This window comes from Hydrogenophaga sp. GW101-3F08 (genome assembly GCF_059424585.1).
This window is the reverse complement of sequence record NZ_JBWKZP010000002.1, coordinates 322564-338562: the sequence shown is the minus strand read 5'-3', so window position 1 is coordinate 338562 and position 15999 is coordinate 322564. Positions and strand designations below refer to the sequence as shown.

The 15999-nt window shown below is 61.2% G+C and carries 11 protein-coding genes; all 11 read left to right on the top strand.

Annotated elements, in window-relative coordinates:
* Nucleotide 1 precedes the first annotated feature (1 nt).
* Nucleotides 2-1477: a mannose-1-phosphate guanylyltransferase/mannose-6-phosphate isomerase gene (locus AC07YZ_RS07235; protein WP_494794263.1), complete on the top strand. Its 1476-nt coding sequence runs from the start codon at nucleotides 2-4 to the stop codon at nucleotides 1475-1477.
* Nucleotides 1477-1695, top strand: coding sequence for a hypothetical protein (locus AC07YZ_RS07230; protein ID WP_494794262.1), 219 nt, complete (start codon nucleotides 1477-1479; stop codon nucleotides 1693-1695). Before AC07YZ_RS07235 ends, AC07YZ_RS07230 begins: the two co-directional genes overlap by 1 nt.
* Nucleotides 1692-2954: an FkbM family methyltransferase gene (locus tag AC07YZ_RS07225; RefSeq protein WP_494794261.1), complete on the top strand. Its 1263-nt coding sequence runs from the start codon at nucleotides 1692-1694 to the stop codon at nucleotides 2952-2954. Before AC07YZ_RS07230 ends, AC07YZ_RS07225 begins: the two co-directional genes overlap by 4 nt.
* On the top strand, nucleotides 2954-5485 hold the full coding sequence (locus AC07YZ_RS07220; protein ID WP_494794260.1) for a glycosyltransferase family 4 protein: 2532 nt from the start codon (nucleotides 2954-2956) through the stop codon (nucleotides 5483-5485). The genes AC07YZ_RS07225 and AC07YZ_RS07220 overlap by 1 nt, the downstream gene beginning before the upstream one ends.
* Nucleotides 5482-6516 (top strand): GDP-mannose 4,6-dehydratase, encoded by a 1035-nt coding sequence (gmd, locus tag AC07YZ_RS07215; protein ID WP_494794259.1) that lies wholly within the window; start codon nucleotides 5482-5484, stop codon nucleotides 6514-6516. Before AC07YZ_RS07220 ends, gmd begins: the two co-directional genes overlap by 4 nt.
* 94 nt (nucleotides 6517-6610) lie before the next feature.
* Nucleotides 6611-7651, top strand: coding sequence for an FkbM family methyltransferase (locus tag AC07YZ_RS07210; RefSeq protein WP_494794258.1), 1041 nt, complete (start codon nucleotides 6611-6613; stop codon nucleotides 7649-7651).
* A 271-nt stretch (nucleotides 7652-7922) separates the two neighbouring features.
* Nucleotides 7923-8777 (top strand): NAD-dependent epimerase/dehydratase family protein, encoded by an 855-nt coding sequence (locus AC07YZ_RS07205; RefSeq protein ID WP_494794257.1) that lies wholly within the window; start codon nucleotides 7923-7925, stop codon nucleotides 8775-8777.
* A gap of 296 nt (nucleotides 8778-9073) precedes the next feature.
* Nucleotides 9074-11020: a glycosyltransferase family 4 protein gene (locus tag AC07YZ_RS07200; protein WP_494794256.1), complete on the top strand. Its 1947-nt coding sequence runs from the start codon at nucleotides 9074-9076 to the stop codon at nucleotides 11018-11020.
* A gap of 15 nt (nucleotides 11021-11035) precedes the next feature.
* Nucleotides 11036-13225 (top strand): glycosyltransferase family 2 protein, encoded by a 2190-nt coding sequence (locus tag AC07YZ_RS07195; protein ID WP_494794255.1) that lies wholly within the window; start codon nucleotides 11036-11038, stop codon nucleotides 13223-13225.
* A gap of 40 nt (nucleotides 13226-13265) precedes the next feature.
* Nucleotides 13266-14948, top strand: a complete 1683-nt coding sequence (locus AC07YZ_RS07190) for an ArnT family glycosyltransferase (RefSeq protein WP_494794254.1) — start codon at nucleotides 13266-13268, stop codon at nucleotides 14946-14948.
* 67 nt (nucleotides 14949-15015) lie between these two features.
* Nucleotides 15016-15966: a glycosyltransferase family 2 protein gene (locus AC07YZ_RS07185; protein WP_226493846.1), complete on the top strand. Its 951-nt coding sequence runs from the start codon at nucleotides 15016-15018 to the stop codon at nucleotides 15964-15966.
* Nucleotides 15967-15999 lie beyond the last annotated feature (33 nt).

Below are 15999 nucleotides of genomic sequence, written 5' to 3'. Positions count from 1 at the left end.
CATGACACTGATCTCCGTTGTCCTTTCAGGCGGTGCCGGCACCCGCCTGTGGCCCGCCTCACGCCAAGCCTACCCCAAGCCCTTCATGAAGCTCGGCGGCAGTGCCTTGCTTGAGCAGGCCATCACCCGCGGCCAGGCCTGCGGCATCGACGATCTGCTCATCGTCACCAATCAGGACCATCTGTTCCTTACCCAGGGTTTGCTGTCGGACATGGCCAACCCGCCGCGGGCGCGCTACCTGCTCGAACCCAAGGGTCGCAACACCGCCCCCGCCATTGCACTGGCGGCGCTGGACTGCCAGGCCACCCACGGCGACGACGCTGTCATGCTGGTGCTGCCCGCCGACCACCTGATTCCCGACACCGAAGCTTTCGTGGCCAATGCCCTCGAAGCCGTCCGTCAGGCCCAGAGAGGCCAGTTGGTGGTGTTCGGCATCCAGCCCACCAGCCCGGAAACCGGCTTTGGCTACATCGAGGTGGCCAAGCTCGGGAGGGACGTTCAGCCCGTGCTCAAGTTCGTTGAAAAACCCGATCGGGCCACGGCGCAGGAGTACCTGGCCACCGGGCGCTTCTACTGGAACAGTGGCATGTTCTGCTTCACCGCTGGCGCCATGCTGGCGGCGCTGGCCGAACATGCGCCCAACGTGCTGCGCGCCGCCGACCAGGCCCTGGCCCAGTCCACCACCCAGGCCATGTCGTTGCCCGACGACCCCTGCCCGCCCCAGGTCACCCGCTTTCAGGCGCATAGCTTCGGCCTCCTGCCCGACATCAGCATCGACTACGCCGTGATGGAGCGCGCCAACAACGTGACCCTCGTGCCGGCCCGCTTCGGCTGGAGCGATGTGGGGGCCTGGCCCGCCGTGGCACAGGCCCACACGCCCGATGCCAGCGGCAACACCCTGGGTGCCGCCGACGGCGCCGACTGGGTCGCCGTCAACACCACCGGAACCCATGTGCACATCGATAGCCACTGCCACAAGGTCGTGGCCACGGTGGGCGTGCAGGACCTGGTGGTGGTGGACACACCCGATGCCCTGCTGGTCACCACCAAGCGCGAGGCACAAAACGTCAAACGCGTGGTGGACGCGCTCAAGGAACGCCACATCAACAGCCCGCACCACCAAAGCACCCTGCTGCCGCCCGCGGTGCATTGCCCCTGGGGCACCTATGCCACATTGAAAGAGGATGGTGGCTACAAGGTCAAGCGCATCACCGTCAAACCCGGCCAGAGCCTGAGCCTGCAATACCACCACCAGCGGGCCGAACACTGGATGCTGGTGCACGGCCGCGGCATCGTGCAGATTGGCGATGTGGAGTACCCCACCGTGCCCGGTGAATACCACTACATCCCGTCGAAGGAAAAACACCGATTGACCAACACCGGCCCCGACGAACTGGTGCTGATCGAGGTCCAGTGTGGCGACTATCTTGGCGAAGACGACATTGTCAGGCTCCAAGACCGATACGGGCGCTCCTGATGGCAATGATTCGGGCTCTGTGGGCACACCGGCGCACCATCCTCGACAACATCAAACGCGAGTTCCGGACCAAATACCGCAACGCCCTGCTGGGCGCGACGTGGAACGCCATCAACCGGAAATATCTGGCCCGAATATTGACCATCGTGAAAATCAAAAAGCCACATTTTGAGGGTATTGCATGGATCGACCCATCCATCGCAGTCGAGCTTCAATGACATTTATCTCCCACGCACAGAATTTCGAGGACGTCATCCTCTGGCGCGTCCTCGGTCATGTCCAGAATGGCCACTACATCGACGTCGGAGCACAAGATCCAGTAACCGACTCCGTGAGCCTGGCCTTCTACGAAAGGGGGTGGCGCGGAGTGCATATCGAGCCTTCCCCTCAATATGCAAACAAATTGAGACTGGCCCGACCAGATGAGACGGTATTGCAGGTTGCACTGGGGCGCCAAGCAGGTGTTCTGGAGTTCTTTGGCGTTCCAGACACCGGTCTGTCCACCTCCAACTCATTGATTGCTGAACAGCTCCGAGCGCAGGGCCGGAGAGTCGAAAAAATCTCGGCGTCCGTCATGACGCTGGACGCGGTAATGACGGCCATGCATGAAAAGGATGTGCAATGGTTAAAGATCGATGTCGAAGGTGCAGAGCGGGAAGTCTTTGATGGCTGGACGAGCAGCTTGGTTCGGCCCTGGGTGGTCGTCATTGAAGCGACCCGCCCACTCTCGACAGAACTGACTCATCATGAGTGGGAGCATTTGCTGTTGGCAAAAGGCTATTCGTTCGCCTACTTTGATGGACTCAACAGATTTTATGTCTCCAGCACGCATTTGGATCTTCTCGAGAAGTTCACCGCCCCTCCAAATGTGTTTGACCACTTCTTGCTAACAGAAAATCATTACCTGTGTGCCCTGGCTCAGGCTGAAACCCACGAAGCACAGAACAACACATTGCGCCATGCCGCCATTGTGCAGCAGTATGCGGGTACAACCAGGCAACTCGAGGAACAGCTCGCTCAAAGTGCCGATCAATACCGTAAGCAGGAACAAGCAAGCGCCGATCGATACCGCGAGCGAGAACAAGCAAGTACCGATCGATATCGTGAGTTGGAACAAGCAAGCGTCGATCGATATCGTGAGCTGGAACGGGCATATGTGAGATTGCATGGAGAGTTGTTGGGTGTGCAGGACGTCAATCAGCAGTTGCACCACGCATTGAAAGCCCTTCAAAGCAGCACATTCTGGCGGGCCACGGCGCCACTGCGTTGGATGGCGATACAGCTCAAGCGTCTATTCGCCCTCGGTGCCCATGCACGGTGGAATGCATCCAAGCAAGAACTGGGAGGTTCCCTGCAGGCCCAAGCTTCACCAGACTCAAACCCCATGGCCAATGCAGACTGGCGACTATCGGCACGAGAGAAAGCGGTCCACGACCTGATCAGGGCAGCGATGCAAACAAGCACGAAGAGGGACTGATGCGCATCGTCATTGACATGCTGGGCGCCCAAACCGAATCGCGATTTCGTGGTATCGGCCGCTATTCGATCGCACTGACCAAGGCGCTGGTATCCAGCAGAGCGTCCAGGGAGGTGATCCTGGTGGTCCATGCGCAGTTGCCTGAAAGCATTGCCCACATCCGAAAAACGTTTGATGGGATATTGCCGCAAGAGCAGATTCGTGTTTTCGACACGCCGGCCACGGGACAGGCGGACTGCTGGGCCAACCATGCCGCCGAGATTCTTCGCGAGGATTTCATTGCCCGCTTGAATCCGGATATCGTCCTGTTGACGAGTGTGGTCGAGGGCTATTGGCTCAAGGCGGTGTCCTCGATCGGAAGGTACGCTCCCCACCTGAAAACCGCAGCGATTCTCTACGACCTGATCCCTCTGATCCACCCTGATGACTACCTGGTGGATCATGGTGTCCGACGCTCGTACTTGGAAAAGGTGGAATGGCTTCGAAAAGCAGACCTGCTCTTGGGCATCTCTGAATCCTCATGCCAAGAAGGTGTGGAACACCTGGGCAGAGCGGAAAATTCGGTGGTAAACATTTCCGCTGCGGTGGATGGACGCTTTCGCAAATTCCCCCTTTCGAGGCCGGAAGCGGCCGCAGAACTGGAGACCCTTGGAATTTTTGGGAAATACGTTCTATACGCGCCCGGAGGATTCGATTCGAGGAAAAATTTTGCCCGCCTGATTGAGGCCTACAGTCAGCTTCCGGATGCGCTTCGATCGACCAGGCAATTGGTGATTGCCAGCAAACTGCCTGAGGGATGTCGCGCGTCTCTGAACGGATTCGCGAGACAGTACGGTTTGGCTCCTCATGAGTTGGTTCTGCCCGGATACGTTGAGGACGATGTTCTCATCACCTTGTATTCCAACAGTGAACTGTTTGTTTTTCCGTCGGTGCACGAGGGTTTTGGCCTGCCGCTGCTTGAAGCCATGTCCTGTGGGGCGCCAGCCATCGGATCCAATTGCACCAGCATCCCGGAAGTTATCGGGCTGGACGAAGCCCTTTTCGACCCATTGGATGTCAATGCCATCCGGAACAAGATGGCGCAGGCTCTTTCAAACCCTGCCTTTGCCAAGCGCTTGTCCGAACATGCCGGAATACAGACAAAGAACTTCGCATGGGAATCATCAGCTAAGCGCGCCTGGGAAGCACTGGATCGGCTTTATGGAATGCCGGCAAGGGCAAAGGATCCGGAGCAAGGTTCCTCGGCAAATCCACTGCATATCCTCGCCAAGGCGCTGGCCTCCATTGATAGCCCTGCGCCGAAGGAAGAAACCGTATTGCATGCGTCGCGTTGCATCGTCTTCAACCATGGGGCAAAGACCCCCCAATTGCTCTTGGATGTCTCCGAACTCGCAAAAGGTGATGCCCGCTCGGGCATACAACGTGTCGTGCGCAGCATCCTTTTGGAGTGTTTGAATGCGCCTCCTGCGGGGTTCGAGGTACGCCCTATCCGGTTTGACGGCACTCGCTACTGGTATGCCAACCAATTGGCGACAGCCATGCACGAAGGCCACACGCCGACAGAAGATGCGCCTGCCGATTTTTTTCAGGACGACGTCTACCTGTGCCTTGACCTCTTGATGCACTTGGGCTCAAGCTTCTGGGACGCTCATCAGGACCTTTCGGTTCGCGGCGTGTCTTTGAACTACATCGTGTACGACCTGCTTCCGCTACAAGCCCCCCAATGGTGGCCACCGCATGTTCATCCTCACTTTCTTCGATGGATCACGGAACTGGGTCGGCATGCCGATCGCATGGTCTGTATTTCGAATGCGGTTGCAGACGAACTGACCATGTGGCTCGCGCAGCACCCACCAGAGCGGGTGCTGCAAGGACCCCGCGTTGCGAGCTTCCATCTGGGAGCGGACGTCCACAACAGCCTTCCCAGTTCGGGGGTGCCGGACAACGCTCAGGCCCTTCTGGATCAGCTGCAAAGTGCAGTCAACTTCCTCATGGTCAGCACCATCGAGCCTCGAAAAGGTCATGCACAGGCTTTGTCGGCCTTTGAGCAGCTGTGGGCCCAAGGGCACGATGTCAATCTCGTCATCGTCGGCAAGCGGGGTTGGAAAGTCGACGAGTTGGTGCAACGGATGTCGCACCACGCCGAAAACGGTCGTCGACTGCATTGGCTGGAAGGGGTCAGCGACGAGTTCCTCGAAAAGATCTATGCTGCCAGCGACTGTCTGGTGTTGGCCAGCCTCGGAGAGGGGTTCGGCCTTCCGCTGATCGAGGCAGCCCAGCACGGGTTGCCTATTCTGGCTCGCGACCTGCCGGTCCTGCGGGAAGTCGCGGGTGAACATGCCTTCTACTTTGAGGGTCTGCAGCCGGAGGACCTGGCGCTGGCCATCACGCGCTGGCTGCACCTGAAAGAATCTGGCCGGCAACCGGGCTCGAGTGCCATACCCAGGCTGACCTGGAAACAAAGCACCCAACAACTGCTGCATGCCTTGGGAATCCTCAGCTCCGCGACAACTCCCGCATCAGCCTCATGAAAACCGCAATCATCACCGGCATCACCGGTCAAGACGGTGCCTACCTCACCGAACTGCTGCTGAACAAAGGCTACGCCGTCTACGGCACCTACCGCCGCACCAGCTCGGTCAACTTCTGGCGCATTGAGGAACTGGGCGTCCAGAACCACCCCAACCTGCACCTGGTGGAATACGACTTGACCGACCTGGGCGCCAGCATCGCCATGGTGCAGAAGGTCCAGCCGGACGAGATCTACAACCTGGCGGCGCAGAGCTTTGTGGGCGTGAGCTTCGAGCAACCCAGCACCACGGCGCAGATCACCGGCATCGGAGCCCTGAACCTGCTGGAGGCCATTCGCCTGGTCAACCCCAAGATCCGCTTCTACCAAGCCAGCACGTCCGAGATGTTTGGCAAGGTACAGGCCATCCCGCAGGTGGAAGACACGCCCTTCTATCCCCGCAGCCCTTATGGCGTGGCCAAGCTGTATGCGCATTGGATGACGGTGAACTACCGCGAGAGCTACGGCATCTTCGGCAGCAGCGGGATCTTGTTCAACCACGAAAGCCCGCTGCGTGGGCGCGAGTTCGTCACCCGGAAAATCACCGACAGCGTGGCCAAGATCCAGCTGGGTCAGCTGGATTGCCTGGAGCTGGGCAACCTGGACGCCAAACGCGACTGGGGCTACGCCAAGGAGTACGTGGAAGGCATGTGGCGCATGCTGCAGGCCGACGAACCCGACACCTTTGTGCTGGCCACCAACCGCACGGAAACTGTGCGCGACTTTGTTCGCATGGCGTTCAAGGGCGCTGGTATCGCTGTGGACTTCCGTGGGCAGGTCGAAAACGAAACCGCAGTGGACAGCGCCACCGGCAAGACCGTGATGCGCATCAACCCGAAGTTTTACCGCCCCGCAGAGGTGGAATTGTTGATCGGCAACCCGAAGAAGGCCAAAGCCAAACTGGGCTGGGAACCTGCGACCACACTAGAGCAGTTGTGCCAGATGATGGTGGAGGCTGATCTGCACCGCAATCGGGCTGGCTTCTCGTTTTGACGCTTTCGGAGAGCCTGCCACATTGATTTAGATTCAAGCGTCGCGGTGGTCAACCAGCCACGCATTCCAAACCAGGCTGAAAAGAAGTGCACATATGAATGTACGCGTTCAAAAAACTTTGCCGGTATTGATCGGAGATCGCACTTTTCAAGTCACGTCCGATGACCTCTATCTGGACAACCTCAATGGCGTCTTTGAGCCTGACAGCGTCGAATTGTTTCGAACGCTTGTAAGTCCCAACGATATTGCACTGGACATCGGCGCAAACATCGGTTGCACCGGAATTTTGCTGTCAACACTGGCAAAGAGAGTGATTTGCTTTGAGCCGTCTCCGACGACTTTCGCCCTGCTGCAGAAGAACATTGGGGTCGCAGGTGCTGCAAATGTCGATTTGGTCAATGCCGGTCTGGGACGCCGCGAAGAGCTTCTCCAATTGGTTTTCCATCCCAGCAATCGGTCCGGTGGTTTCGTCACCACTGAAGTGCTGGAGGGCCACACCGTTGAAGCAATCAAAATATTGCAGGGAGACAGCTACGTCCAGGGCGCCAAGCTCGAGCAGCCGATCGGTTTCATCAAGATCGACGTGGAGGGTTTCGAACTCGACGTGATCGAAGGGCTCGCACAAACGATCGCTACCCACAAGCCGGTTGTTACGCTTGAGCTGAACCACTGGTGCCTGAACGCTTTCCGACGAATGAGTGTGCCCGACTTTCTGGACGCGTTGCGGGCCGTGTTCCCGATCCTCTATGCGGTTGGAAAAAACGACGCAAAGGATCTGCACAGCCCGCCCCAAAGCTACCATGTGATGCACGAGCACATCGTGCATTTCGACTATCCCTCAATCGTTGGGGCTTTCGACGAAGAGCAGCTTTCCAAATTCCTGGACCATTACATCCGCAGGGGCCCGGTGCTTCAGCGACCCGGGCGCGAGCGGCAACAACTGACTGCTGAGGTTGCCGACCTAAGAGCTCAGTTCGATGCGCAACAGGCGCAGCACGAATGCGAGCAACGAACAGCCTCCGAATCGATCTCGCAGCTTTCCGCCGCCCTGGCCGCCATGAAGAATTCGACCAGCTGGCGCCTCACAGCGCCACTCCGGGCCATTCGAAATCTTTTCAGAATAAATGGCACGTGATGCCTGTTGCAGACTTTGTGGCGCAAGTCAGGTGCGGGCGAGATTGCAGTCTCAAAACCATTCGTAGTCGCTGAAAAACAAATACCACTGGCTGGCAACGAGCTCCGGCCGATGGCGCCATTTCGGGGCAGCCCATCAAAGGCACAATGCACATGCACATGCACATGCACATGCACATGCACATGCACATGCACATGCACACCGCAGTGCTCTGGCCAATGGCAGTCAACACCATTTCAAGCACACAACAGGCCACGGAGCCAATATCACGATGCGCATTCTCTTGACCGGTTCGGCCGGCTTCACAGGCCACCACTTTCGGACCAGCGCCATCGCAGCCGGCCACGAAGTGCGGGCACTCACGGCCGACCTGACCGACAAAAGCGCTGTAGCCGACGAAGTCGCACGCTCCAAGCCAGACGCAATGGTGCATCTGGCCGCCATCAGCTTCGTTGACCATGCCGATAACTCTGCGTTATATGCGGTCAATGTGGTTGGAAGCATGAACTTGCTGTCGGCGCTGGTCGCCCTTCCGCGCAAGCCGAGCCGTGTGCTGTTGGCCAGCAGCGCCAACGTATATGGCAACTGCCACGCGTCGCCCATTTCCGAAGATCAGGCCCCTGCTCCCGTCAACCACTACGCCATGAGCAAGCTGGCCATGGAACACATGGCTCGCACCTATTCGGACAGACTGCCCCTGCTTCTGACCCGGCCGTTCAATTACACCGGCGCAGGCCAGGCGCCGGGCTTCCTGATCCCCAAGCTGGTGGACCACTTTGCCCGCCGGCTTCCCCAAATCGAACTGGGCAACCTGCACGTGGAACGCGAGTTCAATGATGTGCGCATGGTCTGTGACGCCTACCTGGCGCTGTTGGATAAAGGCGTGCCGGGCGAGGTGTACAACGTGTGTTCCGGCCAGCCCTACACCTTGCAGACGGTGATAACGGCCCTGGAAGAGCTGACGGGCCATCACATGCAGGTGAATGTGAACCCAGCCTTCGTGCGCGCCAACGAGGTGCACCGCCTCTGCGGCAACCCGGACAAGCTCAGGGCCTGTACCGGGCCGCTGCCGGCCTACACCCTGAAGGACACATTGAGCAGCATGCTGGCGGCCGCGCGGGGCTGAGGCCCGACTCGACTCGACTCGGCACGGGGATAGCAAATCTTATAATGCGGCGTGGCAGAGCATACTGATCACCCATCCGGACCGCTGGGTGGTACACGCCCAGAACACTGGCAACGGGCCCTACTAGCAGACATCACCGCAGGACGCCCGTGATTCGCCATACCGACTGGTTAAAACAAGCCCCTGAGAATTCGACCGATATGGCTTTCGCTATACCGGCGGGTGTTCGCCTGCTCTTGAGTATCCGCGCCGACATCGCTCACCTTCAGACTGACCAGTTGCTTGATCGAATTGCCGTGTACACATGGTGGGAATCTGACAGCCGTAACGACTATTCCGACGTGGAGTGGACGCTCACCCCTGCGGACCTGGACACGCTCCGGGGTCTGGATGCTGGTGAACTGTTCGCCCAAGGCGGCCGCGGCTTCACCCGCATGCTGCGCGGCAACTGGCCCAGCGTGTTGGACCTGGTGCCCGGCTTCACGGCCCGGACGCGCGAGGTGGTGGTGGACGAAGCCTCGATCACCCAGGCCCTGCCTCAGCCCTTGCGCCTGATTTGGGCCGACCGACCCGATCTGCAGGCCAGCTACGACATTGCCCACGTGTCCGGCCGCATCGGTTTGTTGATGTGGTGGTTCGGCTTTGGCCACAAGGAATACGTGCGCGTGGCCTGGCGTGTGGACGCCTCGCTGCGCCAGCTGCGCGCCCATGGCCCGCAGGGTGCATTCCCCCTTCCACTGTTCCTCTCGCTCATCGTTCAGGGGCGCGACGATCTGCGAAACCTGTACCCGCTGGACAGCGAAACGGGCTGTCTGGCCGCCCTCATCTGGTGGGAACAGAACGGTTTTCACGAATTCGCTGTGCCGTCCTGGTCGCTGCGCAACCACATGGAACTGCGCAGCCAACTGGTACAAAAAAGCGCTGTGTTCGATGCCACGCGCCACATGGCGCCCACCTCCTGCGCCCGGCCACTGCCTTATCTGCCCTGCCTGATCTGGAGCGCGCGCGCCGATCTGAAAGCGGCGTTCGACCTGGGCAGCGCTGCGGGCTGCAACGGGCTGGAGGCCTGGTGGAAGGCCAACGGGCCAACCGAATACGCGGCCGTGGCCGGCCTGTTTGAGGACCCGGCAGAACAACTGCCGGGGCTGAACATCGTCGGGTACGCCCAGTCTGTCATCGGCATTGCGGAAGACGTGCGCATGGCCGCACGCTCGGCCCAGATCGCCGGCCTGCCGTACTGCGTGATCGACGCCCCCATGCCAGGCCCGGCCCGGCTGGACCACACGCTGGACGCCCAGCTGGTGGCCGCGCCGGTGCACCCGGTCTCCCTGTATTGCCTGCCCCCCACGGAAATGATCCGCCTGGGGATGGAAGGCGGGCGCTCACTGCTGACGGCTGGCACCTACAACATCGGGGCCTGGCACTGGGAACTGCCCACCTGGCCCGGGTACCTGGCGGGTGTGCACCAGATGGTCGATGAAATCTGGGTGTTCAGCGAATACGTGAGCACCGCCTTCGCCAGCCTGGGCAACAAGCCGGTGCGGCGCATGCCGCTGGCGGTGGAGCTGCCCGCCATCACGGGCCCCGACCGGCGCGCGTTGGGCCTGCCGGCCGACCAGTTTCTGTTTCTGGTGATGTTCGACGGCAATTCCTGGCTGTCGCGCAAGAACCCAGTGAGCGCGGTGCGTGCCTTCAAGGCCGCCTTCCCCACTGACCGCGGGGTCGGTCTGGTGATCAAGGCCATGGGCGGGAGCAGCTCCGCGGGTTGGCAAGCCATGCTTGCCGAAATCGCGGGCGATGACCGGGTGGTGGTGATCGACCAGACCCTCTCCCGCCCCGACGTGACCCGGTTGATGGCGTCGTGCGATGCCTATGTCTCACTGCACCGCGCCGAAGCCTTCGGCCGAATCATCGCCGAGGCCATGCTGCTGGGGATTCCCACCGTGGTGACGGATTTTTCGGGCAACGTCGACTTCTGCACGGCGGACACCAGCTACCTGGTGAGCGGTGAAAGGATTCCGCTGAAAAAGGATGAGTACCTGTTCGCCGATGGCCAGTTCTGGTGCGACCCCGACATTTCGCTGGCGAGCCGGCAGATGGTCCGGCTGCGGGAAGACAAGACCGAACGGGCGCGGCTGGTAGCCAATGCCCGGAAGAACATCACCGAAAATTACTCGACTGAGGCCGTGGCCCGGGCCTACAAGACCCGCCTGCAGCAACTGCGCCAAGACAACCGGATTTGAGATCGAACTTTGAACATGCCCATCACCACAGACCCGGCCCATGCCGTTGCCGCGCCCGCGGACACCAGCGCCCAGCAACTCAACGAGCTGACCGAGGCCGTCAAGGACCGCGACCAACAGCTGGTCGAACTGCTGCAGGACTACACCGAGCGCAACTTCCAGTTGATCTCGGCCTACCAGGTCATCTCCTGCCAGAACCAGGAAATCCTGTCGCAGCAGGCGTCCGTGAAGGAGACCCAGGCCCAGATCGACCGCATGTACCGGTCGACCAGCTGGCGTGTGACGGCGCCGCTGCGCGCGGTCAGCGTCGCCATCCAGAACCTCAAGCACGCCCTGCGCGTGTTCAAGGACGGTCTGCGTTCGGGCCGTGGCGCGGGCCTGGCCACCCGGCAGGCGCTGCACGCGTACGCGCCCGGTGAAGGCGTGGACGCGCAGGCCGCCGACCACGCGCCCAAGGTGCTGGACCTGCGCGACTACCAGGAGTGGGTGCGCCGCTACGACACACCCGACGCGGCCGCCCTGGAGGTGATGCGTCAGCAGGTGGCGGCGCTGACAGCGTCGCCCAAGGTGTCGGTGGTCATGCCCACCTACAACGCCAACCTGGTCTGGCTGGGTGAGGCCATCCAGTCGGTGAAGGACCAGCTCTATCCCCACTGGGAACTGTGCATCGCCGACGACGCCTCCACCGACCCCGCCGTGCGGCCGTTCCTGGAAAAGCTCGCGGCCGAAGATGCCCGCATCAAGCTGGTCTTCAGGGCAACGAACGGCCACATTTCGGCCGCGACCAACAGCGCGCTGGAAGCCGCCACGGGTGACTGGATCACCTTCCTCGACCACGACGACCTGCTGCCCCCACACGCCCTCTTCTACATGGTGCGCGCGATCGCGGCGAACCCCGATGCCCGGATGCTCTACTCCGACGAGGACAAGCTCGACGAGCAGGGCCGGCGCTACGACCCCTACTTCAAGAGCGACTGGAACCTGGACCTGTTCTATTCGCACAACCTGGTCACGCACCTGGCCTTCTACCGCCGCGACCTGATCGCCCGCACCGGGGGCCTGCGCGACGCCTACGCGGGCGCCCAGGACTACGATCTGGTGCTGCGCGCCATCGAGCACATCGAGCCGGCCCAGATCGTGCACGTGCCGTTCATCCTGTACCACTGGCGCGCCCACGCGGGCAGCACCGCCACGGCCGACCTGAACATCAAGCCCTACGCCATGCTGGCGGGCGAGCGCGCCCTGAACGACCACTTCAAGCGCATCGGCGCCCGCGCCCGCGCGCAGTTCGTGGGGCACGGCTACCGGGCGCGCTACAAACTGCCCGACGTGCCGCCCCTGGTCAGCATCATCATCCCCACGCGCAACATGGTGCACCTGGTGAAGGTGTGCATCGAGAGCATCAAGGCCAAGACGCGCTACAAGAACTACGAAATCATCCTGATGGACAACGGGTCGAACGATCCGGCGGCGCTGGCCTACTTCGCCGAACAGGCCCAGGCCGACAACTTCCGTGTCATCCGCGACGACTCGCCGTTCTGCTATTCCGCCATCAACAACCTGGGTGCCCGCGAAGCCCGGGGCGAGGTGCTGGTGTTCCTCAACAACGACATCGAGATCATCACGCACGAATGGCTGGACGAACTGGTCAGCCAGGCCTGCCGTCCCGGCGTTGGCGCTGTGGGCGCGCGGCTGCTCTACCCCAACGGCATGCTGCAGCACGCCGGCATCGTGCTCGGCATCGGCGGCTGGGCTGGCCACTCGCACAAAGGCTTCTCGTCGCTGGCCCACGGCTATGTCGGCCGCGCCTCGCTGATCAGCTCGTTCAGCGCCGTCACCGGGGCCTGTCTGGCGGTGCAGAAACAGCATTTCATGAAAGTGGGCGGCTTTGACGAGGTGAACCTGCGCGTGGCCTGCAACGACGTGGACCTGTGCCTGAAGTTCACCGAGATCGGCCTGCGCAACATCTACACGCCGTTCGCTTCCCTGTTCCACCACGAGTCGGCCACGCGCGGCTACGAGGACACGCCGGAGAAGATGGCACGCTTCCAGAAGGAAGTGAGCTACATGCGTTCACGCTGGCCCGCGCTCATGGCCAACGACCCGGCCTACAGCCCCAACCTCACGCTCGACCACGAGGACTTCGGCCTCGCCTGGCCGCCCCGTGTGGCCCATGTGTACGCCAACGCCAACACCAACGCATGAAACAGTTCGTGACAGTGCAACGGATTTTCATCGAGGCGGTATGGCCCCATTTCTGAACGGCATGGACCGCAAAAAGGACCTGCTGCCCGCCTTGCTGCTGATCGTCTTTTTGATGCTGCAGGCGGTGGTGTTCGCCCGCAACACGCCGCTGAGCTACCCGCCCGACGAAATGTCGCACCTGTCGTACGTGTGGGACAGCATGCATTCGGCGTTCCTGCTGCCCAACTACGGCAGTGGCACCATCCTCGGCTTTGGCAGTCCCAACTACCTGAGCCACCCACCGCTGTACTACTCGCTCCTGGGGGCCGCGGGCAAGCTGTTTTCGCTCGACCCCAAGCTGGACTACGTTACCTTCCGGCTGTTCACCGTGGCGCTTTATGGCCTGGCGCTTTTGTTCTCGGTCCTGACGGCGGACCGGCTGGGCGTTGAACGCAGCGCCACCTGCATCAGCCTGTTGGCCTGCTCGGCCATCCCGATGATGGGGTACCTGGCGGGCAGCGTGAACAACGACACCCTGCTCTACCTGGGCTTTGCCATCACCTTCTACGGCATGGCCCGGATCGCGAACGACCCCCATCAGAAGCTGCCCCGCTCGCTCGCATGGGTGGTGCTGGGCCTGCTGATCGTCTTCCTGACCAAGGCGACCGGCATGGCCATGCTGGTGTTTTTCGGGCTGGTCTACGCAGCCCTCAACGGGCAGCACCTGCGCAGCGCGCTCGCCACCCGCCCGGCCTGGATCGCATTCGCCGTGTTTCTCGGGGTCACGGGCGCCTACTACGCGTTCACCTACCTGACCCATGGGGCGTTCTTCCCCAAAGCGGGAAACCTGTATCAGGTGACCACTGTTGAAAACCCGATCAGTCTGTCGGCCTATGCCATGGATTTCTACCATTCCATGGCCCGCAGACTGCCGATCATCTTCTCGCACCTGAGCGTGGCCCCCATCCCCGAGGAACTGACTGCCGTCTTCTTCGCCATGCTGGGCCTGCCTTTGGCCGGCTGGATCGTGGTCCGGTTCTCACCCGACATCGCTGCCGCGAAAAAGCCCTTCGTCAAGCTCTTCGACGCGCTGGCGATTTCGATCGTGCTGATGCTGGCGATCCACATCTATCTGGGATACAGGGCTTACACCCAGACGGGGGTGCTCTCCGGCTTCCAGCCCCGGTACTACCTCTTCCTGATTCCGCTGGTGTGGTTTCCCTTCTTCTCCTTGTGCCGGCCGGGCTGGTTCAAGCAGCTCATGACCGGGGTGTTCGCGCTGTTGACCGTGGTGGTGTTCTGGTCCTCGGTGCCCTTCACGCAGCAGAAACAATACGAGGCGCTGCAGGAACTGGGGCCGACCTTCGAATACACCGAGCGCACCTATGAGAACTTTGGACCGCTGCGCATCGCCCGGCGCAACGAGGTGGTCGGCAGCATCGACGGGCTCACGCTCGAAGACGGCCTGCTGAAGGCCCGCGGCTGGGTGTTTGACACCGTGCACCGTGCCCGCGTCCAGCGGCTCTGGGTGCTGGCGCGCGAGGACTACATCACGTCGGTCAAACCCGGCGCCCAACGACCCGACGTGGCCAAGGCGCTGGGCATCGGCGCGGCGGCCAGCTCGGGCTTTGCCTTCGCCATCAGGAACCTGCCGAAGGACCTCCAGCCTTGCGACATCCGTTTGCTGGTGGAGTTTCACGACGAAACCCTGGGATACCTGAAGTCCGCTCAGTGCAATCACTGAAGCCCACCACAGCCCCCGTCCAGTCACCCATTTCCCGTCTTGTCTTTTTTTTGTCCGGAGCGCCAGATTGAAACTCATCATCCAGATCCCCTGCTTCAACGAAGCAGACACCTTGGGCATTGCCCTTGCGGCCCTGCCGCGCGAGGTTCCCGGTTTTGACAAGGTCGAATGGCTCATCATCGACGACGGCAGTTCGGACAAGACCGTTGAAGTGGCTCTGGCCCATGGGGTGGACCACGTGGTCCGGCACACCCGCAACCAGGGCCTGGCCCGTGGCTTCATGAACGGGCTTCGGGCCTGCCTGGAACAGGGCGCCGACGTCATCGTCAACACCGACGCCGACAACCAGTACAACGCCGACGACATCCCGCAGCTGACCCGCCCCATCCTAGACGGCAAGGCCGACATCGTGGTGGGCGCGCGCCCGATCGAGGCGATCGAGCACTTCAGCCCGGTCAAGAAGCTGCTGCAGAAGCTGGGCAGCTGGGTGGTCCGGGTGGCCAGCAAGACCGACATCCCCGACGCGCCCAGCGGCTTCAGGGCCATGAGCCGCTCGGCCGCACGGCGCCTGACGGTGTTCAGCGACTACACCTACACACTGGAAACCATCATCCAGGCGGGCCAGAAGAACATGGCCATCACCTCGGTGCCCATCCGCGTCAACGGCGATCTGCGGCCCTCTCGCCTGGTCAAGAGCATTTCCTCGTACATCCGCCGCAGCATCGTCACCATCGTCCGGGTTTTCGTCATCTACCGGCCGTTCCGCTTTTTCGGCTCGATTGGCCTCACCCTGTTCGCCATCGGGTTCGCCATCGGCCTGCGGTTTCTCTACAAATGGTTCACCACGGAAGCCGGATACGACGGTCACATCCAGTCACTGATTCTGGCCAGTTCCCTGCTCATCATCGGGTTCCACACCATCCTGATCGCCTTCGTGACCGATCTGCTGTCGGCCAACCGGAAACTGCTGGAAGAGATTCGCACCATGACCCTGGAAAACCGGGACCTGGGCAAATAAGCCTTGACCATCGGCCCCGGCAACCCCATCGCA